Here is a 15,002-nt window from a genome sequence, read left to right as displayed (position 1 = left end):
GTGAGATGTGATGCGGAACAAATTGAGTGTGAACGTGGCGCTGACGATCGTGCTGGCGCTGTTCGTGGCGCTGTTCGTCGTGGCCGGGGCGGCGACCATCGCGCTGTTGCGCGAAAATCGCGCATGGATCGAGGAGCTGGGGCGTGACAACATCGAGCGCGCCAGCGACCTGGGCAACGTCAGCAGCGCGGTGTTCCAGGCCCGCGCAGCGCTGGTGGACGCCAAGACTTATATGGAAGGCGGCCGCATTGCCGAGCGGGACCAGTTGCTGGCCGTGGTGGATAAGTTCCTGGGCGACGCGCGCAAGGGGGTCGAGCGCCTGCGATCGCAGCCGTATGGCAATGCCGATGGCAAGCCGCTCTACGATGCCGCGATGAAGGCCTATGCCAGGCTGGTGGACGATTGCTTGGCGCCGATGCGCAAGGCGATCCAGGGTTTCAACGGCGTGGAAGTGAACCGCCTGAGCGACCAGGTGTTGCCGGCCGCCGCGGAAGCGTATGTCAAGGCGGAGAATGCCTTCCAGCGCTATACGCGAGCGCAGGGCGCGGCGGCCATCGCGGAAGTCGCGCATATGCAGGATGCCGCGGTGTACGGCGCGGCCGGCCTGGCGGCCTTCGTGCTGCTGCTGGCCATAGGTATTCGTGTGGTGCTGCACCGCTCGCTGCTGGAGCCGCTGCGGCAGGCGGGCGGCCACTTCGATCGCATCGCCGATGGCGACCTGACGCAGCCGATCGACGCCGGCGCGGAAAACGAAATCGGTGTCCTGTTTTCGGCCATGAGCCGCATGCAGGCCGGCCTGTCCGGCGCGGTGGGCTCGGTGCGGACGGCGGTGGAGGACATCCATGCCGATATGCGCTCCCTGGCCGCCGGCGGCATCCAGTTGTCCGAACGCACGGCCGAACAGGCAGGCATGCTGCAGGAGACCGCCGCGGGCATGTCCACGCTGGCGCAAACGGTGAACGCCACTTCGGAAAACGCCGAGCAGGCCAATGCGCAGGCGCAACGTGTCGAGGCGCTGGCCGAGCAGGGCGCGCATGCCGTCGACCGCGTGGTCGCCCGCATGCGCGATATCGCCGACAGCGCACGCCATATCGGCGACATCGTGGGCGTGGTGGACGGCATAGCCTTCCAGACCAACCTGCTGGCCCTGAACGCCGCCGTCGAAGCGGCCCGCGCGGGCGAAGCAGGACGCGGTTTCGCGGTGGTCGCCGGCGAGGTCCGCACCCTGGCCCAGCGCAGCGCCAATGCCGCGCGCGAAATCAAGGCGCTGATCGCCGATTCGTCGACGCATGTGGAGGCCGGCGTGCGTGAAGTGGGGTCGGCCGGCGATACCATCGGCGCCATGCGCGAAGCGGTTGCCCGGGTGACCGCGCTGGTGCACGAGATATCGCATGCCGCCGCCGAACAGGCGGCCGGCATCGGCGCGATGCACGAGGCCATGTCGGGCCTGGACCGCAATACGCAGGAAAACGCCGCGCTGGCCGAGGAGACCGCCGCCGCGGTGGCCGCCCTGGAGGGCCGTGCGCAGCGCCTGAGCGAGGCCGTCGCGGTATTCCGCCTGGGACGCGTCGACGACCGCCTTCCTCAGCCCGCGCCGCGGCACGCGGCCGCGTCAGAGGGCGCCGGCCGGCAGGTAGGGTTCGAGGACGAGCGGAACGTTTCCGTGCTTGACCTGATGCTTGACGCGGGCGGCCGCCGAGGCAATGTCCTCGGGGCGGATGCGCACGCCTGATTGCGGGGTGACCTGAAGCGCGCCGATGCTGAGCGTCACGAAGGGGAATGAGCGCATGACGCCATAGCGGTCTTCCGCCTCGATGCCGCCGCGGGCGCGGCCTTCATCGTCGTAGAGGTCGATCGCGTTCTGGTTGAATCCCTGGATGATGCGCTCGGCGCGTTCGCGCCAATCCGGACTGCGGAACAGGATGACGAAATCGTCGCCGCCCACGTGGCCGACGAAGTCCCGCTGCGGGTCGCAGTGGTGGCGGATGATCGTGGCGCACAGCTGGATCATGTCGTCGCCGCGCCAGTAGCCGTAGACGTCGTTGAACGGCTTGAAGTGGTTCAGGTCGCAGTAGCACGTGATGAAATCCACGCCGCCGTCCAGCAGGCTGCCGATATGCTGGCTGATCGGAATGTTGCCCGGCAACGAGGTCAGCGGATTCGCGTAGCGCGCGGCCTCGATGCGCATTTCCGTCACCGAGCGCACCAGGGCCTCGCCCGTGCCCAGGCCGTCGTAATTGCCGTCGCGCGTAATGATGAAACCATCGACCAGGTAGCGCTGGTCATCGGATACCAGCACGTGGCTGAGCTGGTCGATGGAGGCATGCACGTCCACCAGCACCGGCTGGTTGTTCATGAAGGTGGTGCAGGCGTCGCGGCCGAACAGCTCGCGCGTATAACGCTGGGCGTAGCGTTCGGTGAAATCGCGTCGGTTGATGATGCCCAGCGGACGGTTGTCGTCGTCGACCACGGCCACGGCGTGCATGCCCTTGTGTTCGCCGAACAGGCGATGCACGTCGTCGTTGGTATGGCGGCTGGGCGATACGAACGGCGCTTGGACGCGCAGCGTGGCGGCCGTCGCGCCCGGCACGCGTGCGGCTCCGCGCGACGGCAGGCGTTCGTTCAGGACCTGGCGTACCTGCGGGGAGACCTCGGTATTCGGCCGCGTGGCGGGGTATCCCAGGAACCAGCCTTGGGCGTAGCGTATGCCCAGGTCGCGGACGATGGCCAGGTCCTCCGCCGTTTCCACGCCCTCGGCCACCGTTGGCGTGCCCAGGCATTGCGCCACCGACAGGATCGCGCGCACGAGTTTCTGGCGGCGCTCGTCGTGGGCGATGCCGTGGAAGAAATAGCGGTCTATCTTGACCAGGTCGGGCTGTGCTTCGGACCACAGCTGCAGGCTGGCATGGCCGACCCCGTAGTCGTCCAGCGCCAGGCGTACGCCATGCGCGCGCAGCGCCCGCAGGATCTCCGTCAATACGCGCATGTCGGGATAGACGGGATCATGCTCGGTCAGCTCGATGATGACGCGGTCCGGCTCGATGGCGCAGGCGTCCAGCAGGCGCGCCGGCATGGATGCGCCCCACTGCACCCAGAAATGCAGCAGGGCGGATGCGGACATGTTCAGGAACAGGCAACTGCCCGCCGGCGCCGCGTCCTGGAAGGCGCGCAAGCCGCTGGCGGCGCTGGCATGTTCCACCAGCGGATGCACGCCGTGCCGGCGGGCCTCGCCGAACAGGGCCTCGGGCATGTGCAGGTCGGTGTCGCTCGGCCCCCTGATCAGGCTTTCGTAGCCGTAGACACGGCCATTGTCCAGGTCGATGACCGGCTGGAAGAGGGGGCTGAGGCGCCCCGAGCGCAGGATCTCGTCCAGCAGCCCCATGGAAGAGAGCACCGCGTTGTGGCGGGCGGCCGGCATGGTGGGATGTGCAGACGCGTGCATACTTGGGCACCGGGTGAAGAGCGCCTATGGTGAGCGGCTCATATTGCGCAGTCGTTTCAAGCTGTGTCTTGCCGCGCGGGCGATACACTACCAGTTTGATTCCCGCCCCGCATCGTTGGTTACAAATACCATGCGTCCTGACCCTGTTCCCGGCCTCGCCCGCGTGGTGCTCGCCTCCGGCAACGCCGGCAAATTGCGCGAGTTTTCCGCCTTGTTCGCCCCGCTGGGCATCGAATTGATTCCGCAGGGCCAGCTGGGGGTGCCCGAGGCCGACGAGCCCCATTGCACCTTCATCGAAAACGCCCTGGAAAAAGCGCGCCACGCCAGCCGGCTGACCGGCCTGCCCGCGCTGGCCGACGATTCCGGCCTGTGCGTCGACGCCCTGGGCGGCGCGCCGGGGGTGTATTCCGCGCGCTACGCGAGCCTGAAGGGCGGCGAAAAGTCGGACGCCGCGAACAACGCCATGCTGGTCCGCGAACTGGCGGGACAGCCCGACCGGCGAGCCTGTTATGTCGCGGTGCTGGCGCTGGTGCGCGCCGCGGACGATCCGCGCCCGCTGGTGGGCGAGGGCGCCTGGTACGGTGAAATCGTCGACATCCCGCGCGGCGATCACGGTTTCGGCTACGATCCCCATTTCCATTTGCCCGCCCTGGGCAAGACAGCAGCCGAACTGGCGCCCGCGGACAAGAATGCCGTCAGCCACCGCGCGCAGGCGCTGCGCGAACTGCTGGCCAAGCTCGACCGCGCGGCGCGCTGAACGCGGCACGATTCCATGCCTATCACCATTCCCATCCGGCAAGCCGGCGCCCCGGCTACCGCGGCGAGCGCCGCACGCGGCGCTTCCGGGCTGACCAGCCTGCCGCCGCTTTCGGTCTATGTGCACGTGCCCTGGTGCGTGCGCAAATGCCCCTATTGCGACTTCAATTCGCACGCGGCCGACGGTGATATCCCGGAACGCGCCTACCTGGACGCCTTGCGCGCCGACCTCGAACAGGCCTTGCCCCAGATCTGGGGCCGCCAGGTGTTTTCGGTTTTCCTCGGCGGCGGCACGCCCAGCCTGCTGTCGTCGGCCGGCCTGGACGAACTGCTGGCCATGCTGCGGGCCTATCTGAACCTGTGGCCGGATGCCGAGATCACGATGGAGGCCAATCCCGGTACCGCCGAGGCGGGCCGCTTCCGCGACTACGCCGCCAGCGGCGTGAACCGGCTGTCGCTGGGGATCCAGAGCTTCGACGACGCCCAACTGCGCGCCCTGGGGCGTATCCATAGCGCCGACCAGGCCCGGCGCGCCATTGCCATGGCGCAGTCCGCCGTGGCGCGCGTCAATCTGGACCTGATGTTCGCCTTGCCCGGGCAGTCGCTGCAGGACTGCGAGGCGGACGTGCGCGAAGCGCTGTCCCACGGCACGGAGCATCTGTCGCTGTACCACCTGACGCTGGAGCCCAATACGGTCTTCGCGAAATACCCGCCGCCCGGCCTGCCGGACGACGATACCGCCGCCGCCATGCAGGATGCCGTCGAGGCGCTGGCGGCGCAGGCGGGACTGGCGCGCTACGAGGTTTCGGCCTACGCACGCGCCGGCGCGCGCTGTCGCCACAACGTGAATTACTGGGAATTCGGCGACTACCTGGGCATCGGGCCCGGCGCGCACGGCAAGCTTTCATTCCACGACCGTATCGTGCGCGAGGCGCGCACTCGCAGCCCGGAGCGCTGGATGGCAGGAGCGATGGCGCGCGACGGCTCGCATATCGCCGAGTCGCGCGAGGTCGGCAGGGATGAGCTGCCCTTCGAGTTCATGCTCAACGTACTGCGCCTGAAGGACGGGGTGCCGGCAACGTATTTCGCCGAGCGCACCGGCTTGTCGCTGGCCGCGATCGCCCACCCGCTGGAGACCGCCGTGCGCAAGGGCCTGCTGGATGCCGACCCCACGCGGCTGAAGGCCACGCCCACGGGTTGGGCCTTCCTGAACGACCTACAAGCACTGTTTTTGAACTGATGCACCAAGTTGGATCTTTTGTGCGCCGTCATTTGCACAAAAATGGTGCATTATTCGCCCATCGCTCAGGAAGTTACCGGGTAGTCCCCGGGATTCCCTGGGGAAAACATGGCATGGATGTTGCTTTTTAGCTGAGTGCCAGTCGAGTTGCAGCGCTCGACCCTTTATCAAACGGAGATGACATGGCAAGCCCTAAAGAAGTCCTCAAACAGATCGCCGATGCGGAAGTCAAGTTCGTCGACTTCCGTTTCACCGATACCGCCGGCCGCGAGCACCACGTGTCGGTGCCGTCGCACACGATCGACGAAGACAAGTTCGAAAGCGGCCACGCTTTCGACGGTTCCTCGATCCCCGGCTGGAAGGGTATCGAGGCGTCCGACATGCTGCTGATCCCGGATGCCACCTCGGCTCGTATCGATCCGTTCATGGAGGAAACGACGCTGGTCCTGACCTGCGACGTGGTCGAGCCGTCCGATATGAAGGGTTATTCGCGTGACCCGCGTTCGCTGGCCAAGCGTGCCGAGGCCTACCTGAAGTCCTCCGGCATCGGCGACACCGCCTACTTCGGCCCCGAGCCCGAATTCTTCGTCTTCGACGGCGTGACCTGGAACACCGACATGTCCGGCACCTTCGTCAAGATCAAGTCCGAGGAAGCGCCCTGGTCGACCGGTGTCGAGTTCGAAGGCGGCAACTTGGGCCACCGTCCGCTGGTCAAGGGCGGCTATTTCCCCGTGCCCCCCGTCGACTCCTTCCAGGACATGCGTTCCGAAATGTGCCTGCTGCTGGAGCAGTTGGGCGTGCCGGTGGAAGTGCACCACCATGAAGTGGCGGCTCCCGGCCAGCTGGAAATCGGTACCAAGTTCAGCACGCTGGTCCAGCGCGCGGACTGGAACCAGATCCTGAAGTATGTCGTGCACAACGTGGCGCACGCCTATGGCAAGACGGCCACCTTCATGCCCAAGCCCGTGGTCGGCGACAACGGTTCCGGCATGCACGTGCACCAGTCGATCTGGAAGGACGGCCAGAACCTGTTCGCGGGCAACGGCTACGCCGGCCTGTCGGAGTTCGCGCTGTACTACATCGGCGGCATCATCAAGCACGCCCGCGCGCTGAACGCGATCACCAACCCCGGCACGAACTCGTACAAGCGCCTGGTGCCGCACTTCGAAGCCCCGGTCAAGCTGGCCTACTCGGCACGCAACCGTTCGGCCTCGATCCGCATTCCGTACGTCGGCAACCCCAAGGGCCGCCGCATCGAAACCCGCTTCCCGGATCCCCTGGCCAACCCGTACCTGGCTTTCGCGGCGCTGATGATGGCCGGCCTGGACGGTGTCCAGAACAAGATCCACCCGGGCGATCCGGCGGACAAGAACCTGTACGACCTGCCGCCGGAAGAGGACGCGAAGATCCCGACCGTCTGCTCGTCGCTGGAGCAGGCTCTGGAATCGCTGGACCAGGATCGCGAGTTCCTGACGCGCGGCGGTGTGTTCACCGACGACATGCTGGACGCCTATCTGGCGTTGAAGGAGCAGGAAGTGCAGCGTCTGCGCATGACCACGCACCCTGTCGAATTCGACATGTACTACAGCCTGTGATTGCCGGCTGATTTCCCGGGGCACGCGGGGGCGGACCGGGGCGCCGGTCCGCCTGTATGCCGCCCCGGGTGATGACGATGAATGTAGAAGCCTTCGAACTGCTCGCGACATCGGTACTGCTGGTGAACGAGCAGGGGTGCGTCGAATATGCCAATGCGGCGGCCGAGGATCTCTTCGGCAGGTCGCGCCGGCAACTGACCGGCCAGTCGGCCGCCGGCCTGTTCGACGACCGCGAGGCCATGCAGTCTTCCATCGACCTGGCGAACGCCGGCAATGTCGCCGACGTTCGCCAGGTGAGCTCGCTGCGGCGCGGTGCCGATTCGGTCAGCGTGGTGGTGACCACGGTGGCGCTGATGGGGCAGCCGTGGCCGGTGCTGATCGAGGCGCGCGAGATCGAGCTGCGCGTGGCCGCCGATCGCAATCACCGCCTGGTCGACGAAATCGAAACGCACCGGCAGTTGCTGCGCAACCTGGCGCATGAAGTCAAGAATCCGCTTGGCGGCCTGCGCGGCGCGGCCCAGTTGCTGGAAGGGGAATTGCCCGACCCGGCGCTGGCGGAATATACCCAGGTGATCATTTCGGAGGCCGACCGGCTGCAGGCGCTGGTCGACCGCCTTATCGGGCCGCAGCGCATGCCGCTGCATGCGCGCCCGGTGAATATCCACGAAATCTGCGAACGCGTCACCGCGCTGATCCAGGCCGAATTCCGCGACGGCGTGGCCATCATGCGCGACTATGATGCGTCCATGCCGGACTTGCAGGGCGACGCCGCGCGACTGATGCAGGCCGTGCTTAACGTGGCGCGCAATGCCGCGCAGGAATTGTCCGTGCAGCCGGGGGGCGACGACGTCCCGCCGCCGCAGATCACGCTGCGCACGCGCGTCGCCCGGCGCGTGATGCTGGCGCATCGGCAGCATCGGCTGGCCGCGGTCCTATCCATCATCGACAACGGTCCCGGCGTACCGGAACATATCCGCGACCGTATTTTCCATCCGCTTGTCACCGCGCGCCCCGGCGGCACGGGCCTGGGGCTGAGCCTGGCCCAGGACTTCGTGCAGCAGCACGGCGGCATCATCGAATTCGAATCCCGACCCAGGCATACTGAATTTCGCCTGGTCCTGCCGATGGAACCCGCATGAAACCTGTTTGGATCGTGGATGATGACCAGGCGATACGCTGGGTGCTCGAAAAGGCCCTGGCGCGCGCGGGCATCGAGACTCGCAGTTTCTCCCAGGCCAGCGACGTACTGGCCGCGCTGGAAGGCGACGAGCCGGCGGCGCTGGTGTCCGATATCCGCATGCCTGGCGGCAACGGCCTGGACCTGCTGCGGCAGATCAAGGAAGGCCATCCGGCGCTGCCCGTCATCGTGATGACGGCCTTCGCCGACCTGGACAGCACCGTGTCGGCGTTCCAGGGGGGCGCCTTCGACTACCTGGCCAAGCCGTTCGACGTGAACGAAGCGGTATCGCTGATCCAGCGCGCGGCGCAGGAATCGGCCGGCGCGCAGGACGGCGATCCGTCCGCGGCGCAGAACGAGCAGGGCGAGCGGTGGATGATGACGCAATCGGCCTCGCCCGCCATGCAGGAGATCTTCCGCGCGATCGGCCGCCTGGCGCAGTCCAAGGTGACGGTGCTCATCACGGGTGAATCGGGAACCGGCAAGGAACTGGTGGCGCGCGCGCTGCACGGCCATGGCGCGCGGTCCAAGGGGCCCTTCGTGGCCTTGAACGCCGCCGCCATTCCACGGGACTTGCTGGAAGCGGAGCTGTTCGGCCACGAACGCGGCGCCTTCACCGGCGCCAACACGCTGCGCCGGGGCCGCTTCGAAGAGGCCCACGGCGGCACGCTGTTCCTGGACGAAATCGGCGATATGCCCATCGAATTGCAGACGCGTTTGCTGCGCGTGCTGGCCGAGGGCACGTTCTACCGTGTCGGCGGCGCGCAGCCCGTGCGGGTGGACGTGCGCATCGTCGCCGCGACGCACCAGCCGCTGGAGCAGCGCGTGGAGCAGGGGCTGTTCCGTGAGGACCTCTTCCATCGCCTGAACGTCATTCGCCTGCGGCTGCCGCCCTTGCGCGAGCGCGTGGAAGATATCCCGGCCCTGGCACAGCATTTTTTGACGCAGAGCGCACGGCAGCTCGGGGTGTCGGCCAAGCGCCTGACGCCCGATGCGCTGGCGGCGCTGACGCGCTTCGATTTTCCCGGCAACGTGCGGCAGCTGGAAAACTTCTGCCACTGGCTGACGGTCATGGCGCCGGGACAGACCATCGAGGCCGCGGACCTGCCGCCCGAAATCCGCGCCATGGAGCATTCCGTGTCGCCGTCCATCGTGGCGCGCAGCATGTCGCCGGCGGCGGTCCCAACCGGGGCGGTTGGCGCCGATGTCTCGGCGCAAAGCTGGCAGGAGTTCCTGCTGCGCGATGCCCGGCATCGGCTGGATCGCGGCGAACCGGCGATCATGGCAACCCTCACGCGGCAGTTCGAGCGGATACTGCTGCAGACGGCGCTACAGGCCAGCCGGGGGCGCCGGGTCGAGGCGGCATCCCGGCTGGGGATCGGTCGCAATACGATCACGCGCAAGCTGCGCGACCTGGGAATGGAAGACGAGTAGGTCTGGGGCCAGGCGCTTGCGCGGGTCGTTGCGCGGAACCGACCGATCGATCGATCGGTCGCGCTAGCGCCCCTCCGAGCCGGATCCACCGGCGGCCGGTACGTCGACCAGGCTGGCGCGCAGGCGCGGGGATTCCAGCTTCTTCAGCCACCATTTCAAGGCTTCGCCGCGGGCGGGCGCGCGCCAGGCGCAAGACAGGCGCTCCTGCATCCCGCCGTCGCGGGTGGGTTTTTCCACCAGCAGCCCCTGGTCCAGATAGGGCGCGGCGAGCAGGTGCGGTATATAGCCGCACCCCACGCCGCGTATCTGCGCGTGGATCTTGGCTTGCATGGTAGGCATCACCACGCGTTGCTGGGTGTCCAGCAGGCCGCGCGTCAGGGGCGGCAGGGCGCGGGAGGTATCGGCCACGACCACGGCGCAGTGCGCGCTGATGTCCTCCGGCGTCAAGGGATGGTCGACCTGGGCCAGCGGATGGTGTGGGGCGACGCAGAACAGCAGGTGCAATTCGCCCAGCGTCTGCGTGGCGAACCGCCCCGGGGGCGCCAGCGCGGCGTCGCCGCCGATCAGCAGATCCGCGCGGCCGCCGGTCAGGGCGTCCCACGTGCCGCTCAGGACCTCGCTGGAAAAGCGCAGCTTGGTGGCGCTGTCCAGGGCCTGGAATTCCTCGATCAAGTCGTAGATGGGCGGCCACGGCAGCACGCCGTTGATGGCGATGCGCAGTTCGGGCTCCCAGCCGGTGGCGATGCGGCGCACGCGCCGCGTCAGGTCTTCCAGGGATTGCAGCAGCAGCCGGCCATCGTCCAGCAAGGCCTGGCCCGCGGGCGTCAGGATCGCCCGGTGCCCGCTGCGGTCGAACAGCAGCACGTCCAGGCGGTCTTCCAGGCCGCGGATGGCATAGGTGACCGCGGACGGCACCTTGCCCATTTCCCGCGCGGCCTTGGCGAAGCTGCCATGGCGGGCGATCGCGTCCACCAGCAGCAGCAGTTCGGGGGTGATCAGGGCATCGGAGGGCGGGGAAGAGGGCGGCATGGCGGGGATAGGGACGGACGGCTCCGCGGGTGCGAGGCCATAGCGGAATGGCAGAACGGCCATTCAAATTTATTGAATGATGTCTTCAAACCTGTTCAGCCGCAAGCCCCGGGTGGACGCCCACAATGACGTTCATCGACAACCTTTCCAAGGAGTTCACGCCATGCTTACCCTGCGACGCAGCCAAGAACGCGGTTATGCCGATCACGGCTGGCTCAAGAGCCACCATACGTTCTCGTTCGCGAATTACTACGATCCGCGCCACATGGGCTTCGGTCCGCTGCGCGTGATCAACGACGACCAGATCGCCGCCGGCCGCGGCTTCGGCACGCATGGCCACCGCGACATGGAGATCATCACCTACGTGCTGGACGGTGCCGTGGCGCACAAGGACAGCATGGGTAACGGCTCGACCATCCGCCCGGGAGACGTGCAGCGCATGAGCGCCGGACGCGGGGTGCTGCATTCGGAGTTCAATCCGCAGCCCGACCATGGCACGCATCTGTTGCAGATCTGGATCGAACCCAACGTGGTGGGCATCGACCCCAGCTACGAAGAGAAGCGTTTCGAGGAAGCCGACAAGCGTGGCCGCCTGCGTCTGGTGGCGTCGCCGGATGCCAAGGACGGTTCGGTCCTGATCCATCAGGATGCGCGTCTGTATGCGGGCCTGTTCGACGGCGATGAACGCGCGACGCTCGCCCTGGAGCCTGGCCGGCGTGCCTGGATCCACGTCGCCCGCGGCAAGGTGACGGCCAACGGCAAGGAACTGGTTGCCGGCGATGCGGTGGCCGTGGAAGATGAGAACGACATCGTGCTGGAACGAGGCGAGGGCGCCGAAGTCCTGGTTTTCGATTTGCCGTGATAACGTGGCCGCGTCCGCCTGCATCTTGCGGTCCAGGCGGACGCCCCCCGGGGGTCGCGTGCTCCGGCCCCCGGCCGAAGCCGCCTCCACCCAGGAGAACCGGCCCATTCCCGTCACCGCACGCACACGGAGCACACCATGTCCCAACTCACCCCATCGCTACCTTCCTCCGTCGAGTCCGTGGTGATTCCGCGCACCAGCGATATCGGCAATTTCGAGGTGCGGCGCGCGCTGCCGTCGCGCGAACGCCGTACCGTCGGCCCCTTTGTTTTCCTGGATGAGATGGGCCCGGCGATGCTGCCGGCCGGCGCCGGTATCGACGTGCGTCCGCATCCGCATATCGGCCTGTCCACCGTGACCTACCTGTACGAGGGCGCCATCGTGCATCGGGACGGGGCAGGCAATATCCGCACCATCCTGCCGGGCGAGGTGAACTGGATGACGGCGGGCCGCGGCATCGTGCACTCCGAGCGTTCGTCGGTCGAGAGCCGCGCGCAGGCACAGCCGCTGGCGGGATTGCAATCCTGGGTGGCGCTGCCGGCCAGCCACGAGGAAACCGATCCCGGCTTTGTCCATTACGACCGCGGCGCGCAGGCCGTGATGGAAGGCGAGGGCGTCCGCGCGCAGATCGTGGCGGGGTCGCTCTTCGGGCAGACGTCGTCCGTGCACACGCTGTCGCCGCTGTTCCTGGGCGATATCGCGCTGGAGGCCGGCGCGCGCCTGCAACTGGACGCGGAATATGAAGAGCGGGCCGCCTACATCGCCCGCGGCGAAGTCGAAATCGACGGCCAGCGCTTCGCGTCCGGCCGCCTGGTGGTCTTTGCCCCCGGCAAGCCGGTGACGCTGAAGGCGGTGTCGGCCGCGCGCGTGGCGGTGCTGGGCGGCGAACCGCTGGATGGTCCCCGCTACCTGTGGTGGAACTTCGTGTCCAGCCGCCGCGATCGCATCGAGCAGGCGCGCGAAGACTGGGTGCGCAACCGGTTCGGACAGACCGTGCCCGAAGACACCACCGAATTCATACCCGCGCCCGCCTGGGCGCCGCTGGCGCCGTTGCCCGCGCGCTAGACCCGTGCGGCAGACCCGTGCGCTGGCTCCGTGAGCTGGGCCCATGAGCTGGGCCCGTCAGCGGAGCCCGCGCGCTAGAATGCCGCCGCGTATGTAAACAAGACCGGACGCGCCGCCACAAGAAGTCGCGCCGGAAAAAAAAGAAAAGCCCCGCACCGGATGAACCGGGCGGGGCTGCTTGATTTCATCAAGGAGGAGACATAAATGAATAACACGAATCATCGTCGCCGCCGCTTCCTGGCCACGGCGGGCGGTCTTGCGGCCGCCTCGGCGCTGGGACCGTTGGCGGGCAGGGCGCAGGCGGCCGGCGCATGTACGGGCCGGGTGGTGGTGGGCACCTGGGGCGGCGACTACCAGCGCCTGCTGCAGGAAAACATCAACCCGCTGGTCGAGCCCGCCGGCGTCACCGTCGTCTATGACGTGGGCAGCGCGCTGGTGCGGCAGACCAAGATGCGCTCGGAAGCACACGCGCGCCGCAGCACGCTGGACATCGCCCTGCTGCGCGACAACGACATGTTCCAGATGCAGGCGGAAGGAACGACCGTCCCGCTGGACGAGGCCCATATCCCCAACCTGGCGCATGTGATCCCGCAGTTCCGGCGCGGCTATGCGATCCCGCATATCTTCAGCGCGCTGGTGCTGGTCTACGACACCAGCCGCGTCAAGACGCGTCCCGACGGCCTGGCCGTCCTGTTGGACCCCGCCTACAAGGGCAAGGTCGGGCTGGTGGACGACCAGTACGACTATCTGACGCTGGCCGGCGCGCTGGCCACGGGCAAGCCCGTCGGCGATCTCGAGGCAGGACAGGCTTTCCTGCGCCAGCTGCGGGAGAACAAGCCTCACGTCTATCCGTCGGTGGACGCCCTGGCCGCGGCCCTGAAGAGCGGTGAGATCGACGTGACGGTGACGTGGAAGGCGCGCACCCTGCAGTGGAAGAAGGCGGGATTGCCGGTCGACTACGTTTTTCCGAAAGAGGGCGCGCTGCCCGCCACCTTCGAGGCCGGCATCGCCGTGGGCAGCAAGGCGCAGGACTGCGCGTTCCCGTATCTGAACGCCATGCTGGATCCGCGCGCGCAGCGGGCATTCGCCGAGACCATGGGTTATGCGCCGACGGTGTCCAACGCCGCCTTGCCGCCCGAGCTTCAGCAGGCCGTCGGCTTTTCCGGCGCGGAGCTGGAACGCATCGTTCCCGTGGACTTCGCGCTGGTGATGAAACACAAGGGCCAGATGCTGGATTTCTGGAACAGGGATTTCCGCAACGGCCTGTGATGGAATCCTGCAAGGGACTGTGATCGGGATGACCGCAAAGGCGGTGATGGGCTTTCCGCCATGGCCCGGGATGGCATTTTCATCGACGGCCCGTGACGGAATTCCAGCAACGGTTTAGCAAGGGATGGCTTTGATGATCATTTTGACGAACAACGAAGGCAAGTCCGGCATCGGCACCACCGCGCGGCTGTTGCGGGAAGGTCGCGCCGCGCTGGACGCAATCGAGGCGGGCGTGCGCCTGGTCGAGGACGATGAAACCGTGCGCACCGTCGGCCGCGGCGGCTGGCCCAATCTGCTGGGCGAAGTGGAGCTGGACGGGTCGGTGATGGACGGGTCCACGCTGCGCACCGGCGCGGTCGGCGGCTTGAAGGGATTCCGCCACCCGGTCAGCGTCGCGCGCCAGGTGATGGAACGCCTGCCGCACGAACTGCTGATCGGCGACGGCGCGGCGCGCTTCGCGGCCGAAATCGGCGAAGAGCGGGGCGAACTGCTGGCCGACCATTCCCGCAAGGCGTACCAGCGATGGTTTGACGGTGAGGTCAGCCCCGCGGATCGCGCCAACTGGCCGGACGTGCCGCTGACCCCGTATTGCCAGAACGCCGTTGACCCGGAAATCGGCAAGGACACGACGGTTTTCCTGGCGCTCGATGCGGCAGGCCACATCGCGACCGGCACCAGCACGTCGGGATGGGGCTGGAAGTATCCGGGTCGCCTGGGCGACAGCCCCATCATCGGCGCCGGCGCCTACGCCGACACCCGCTACGGCGCGTGCGCCTGCACCGGCGCGGGCGAAATGACCATACGCGCGGGCACGGCGCGCGCGGTCGTGCTGTACATGAAAATGGGCATGAGCGTGGAACGCGCCGTGAAGGAAGCCGTGGACGACATGCGTGCGCTCAAGGGCGGCCTGATCAGCCGCGTGACGATCCATGCCATCGATGCGCGCGGTACCCATTACGTCGCGGCCGTCAACGGGCTGCCGACGAATCACTATTGGGTGTGGCTGCCCGGCATGCCGGAGCCGGAATCGCGGCCCTGCGAGATCATCCAGATTTCCGAGGACCGCCCGCAGGACAAGCCCACGGCCATGAAGGTGTACACCGACGTGTGACGGGCCTGCCCGGATCCCGCAT

General features: G+C 67.3%; 12 protein-coding genes. 10 read left to right on the top strand and 2 right to left on the bottom strand.

Going from position 1 to position 15,002, the window contains the following annotated elements; genetic code table 11:
* The first annotated feature begins 10 nt into the window (after window positions 1-10).
* On the top strand, window positions 11-1,732 hold the full coding sequence (locus tag AKI39_RS24940; RefSeq protein ID WP_076879701.1) for a methyl-accepting chemotaxis protein: 1,722 nt from the start codon (window positions 11-13) through the stop codon (window positions 1,730-1,732).
* Here AKI39_RS24940 and AKI39_RS13915 read toward each other — a convergent pair.
* A complete protein-coding gene (locus tag AKI39_RS13915; protein WP_066642991.1) occupies window positions 1,613-3,382 on the bottom strand; it encodes an EAL domain-containing protein in 1,770 nt (589 codons plus the stop codon). The genes AKI39_RS24940 and AKI39_RS13915 overlap by 120 nt on opposite strands.
* A 190-nt stretch (window positions 3,383-3,572) precedes the next feature.
* Between AKI39_RS13915 and rdgB the strand changes: the two genes are divergently transcribed.
* The 5 genes from rdgB (at window position 3,573) to ntrC (ending at window position 9,644) form a co-directional block, all read left to right on the top strand.
* On the top strand, window positions 3,573-4,199 hold the full coding sequence (gene rdgB / locus AKI39_RS13910) for an RdgB/HAM1 family non-canonical purine NTP pyrophosphatase (RefSeq protein WP_066636979.1): 627 nt from the start codon (window positions 3,573-3,575) through the stop codon (window positions 4,197-4,199).
* A 15-nt stretch (window positions 4,200-4,214) separates the two neighbouring features.
* Window positions 4,215-5,438 carry a radical SAM family heme chaperone HemW gene (hemW, locus tag AKI39_RS13905; RefSeq protein ID WP_066636977.1) on the top strand — a complete coding sequence of 408 codons (1,224 nt, stop codon included), beginning with the start codon at window positions 4,215-4,217 and terminating at the stop codon, window positions 5,436-5,438.
* A 182-nt stretch (window positions 5,439-5,620) separates the two neighbouring features.
* Entirely contained in the window at window positions 5,621-7,033 is a 1,413-nt protein-coding gene (gene glnA, locus AKI39_RS13900) for a type I glutamate--ammonia ligase (RefSeq protein WP_066636974.1), read from the top strand.
* 56 nt (window positions 7,034-7,089) lie between these two features.
* On the top strand, window positions 7,090-8,172 hold the full coding sequence (gene glnL / locus AKI39_RS13895) for a nitrogen regulation protein NR(II) (protein WP_145925276.1): 1,083 nt from the start codon (window positions 7,090-7,092) through the stop codon (window positions 8,170-8,172).
* Window positions 8,169-9,644 carry a nitrogen regulation protein NR(I) gene (ntrC, locus tag AKI39_RS13890; RefSeq protein WP_066636971.1) on the top strand — a complete coding sequence of 492 codons (1,476 nt, stop codon included), beginning with the start codon at window positions 8,169-8,171 and terminating at the stop codon, window positions 9,642-9,644. Before glnL ends, ntrC begins: the two co-directional genes overlap by 4 nt.
* Window positions 9,645-9,707: 63 nt before the next feature.
* Here the strand turns inward: ntrC and AKI39_RS13885 are convergent, their stop codons facing one another.
* Window positions 9,708-10,673, bottom strand: coding sequence for a LysR family transcriptional regulator (locus AKI39_RS13885; protein ID WP_066636969.1), 966 nt, complete (start codon window positions 10,671-10,673; stop codon window positions 9,708-9,710).
* 163 nt (window positions 10,674-10,836) lie between these two features.
* On the opposite strand from AKI39_RS13885, the gene AKI39_RS13880 reads away from it, so the two are divergent.
* The 4 genes from AKI39_RS13880 (at window position 10,837) to AKI39_RS13865 (ending at window position 14,980) form a co-directional block, all read left to right on the top strand.
* Window positions 10,837-11,535, top strand: coding sequence for a pirin family protein (locus AKI39_RS13880; protein ID WP_066636966.1), 699 nt, complete (start codon window positions 10,837-10,839; stop codon window positions 11,533-11,535).
* A gap of 138 nt (window positions 11,536-11,673) precedes the next feature.
* The gene (locus AKI39_RS13875) at window positions 11,674-12,600 is read left to right on the top strand and encodes a pirin family protein (protein ID WP_066636962.1); all 927 of its coding nucleotides are present in this window, start codon (window positions 11,674-11,676) and stop codon (window positions 12,598-12,600) included.
* Window positions 12,601-12,804: 204 nt separating this feature from the next.
* On the top strand, window positions 12,805-13,869 hold the full coding sequence (locus AKI39_RS13870; RefSeq protein ID WP_066636960.1) for an ABC transporter substrate-binding protein: 1,065 nt from the start codon (window positions 12,805-12,807) through the stop codon (window positions 13,867-13,869).
* Between the two features lie 133 nt (window positions 13,870-14,002).
* Window positions 14,003-14,980, top strand: a complete 978-nt coding sequence (locus AKI39_RS13865) for a N(4)-(beta-N-acetylglucosaminyl)-L-asparaginase (RefSeq protein ID WP_066642986.1) — start codon at window positions 14,003-14,005, stop codon at window positions 14,978-14,980.
* Window positions 14,981-15,002: the final 22 nt, after the last annotated feature.

This window comes from Bordetella sp. H567 (assembly GCF_001704295.1).
In the GTDB taxonomy this organism is placed as follows: Bacteria; Pseudomonadota; Gammaproteobacteria; order Burkholderiales; family Burkholderiaceae_B; genus Bordetella_C.
The sequence above is the reverse complement of the archived record's forward strand: the minus strand, read 5'-3'. Positions and strand labels throughout refer to the sequence as shown.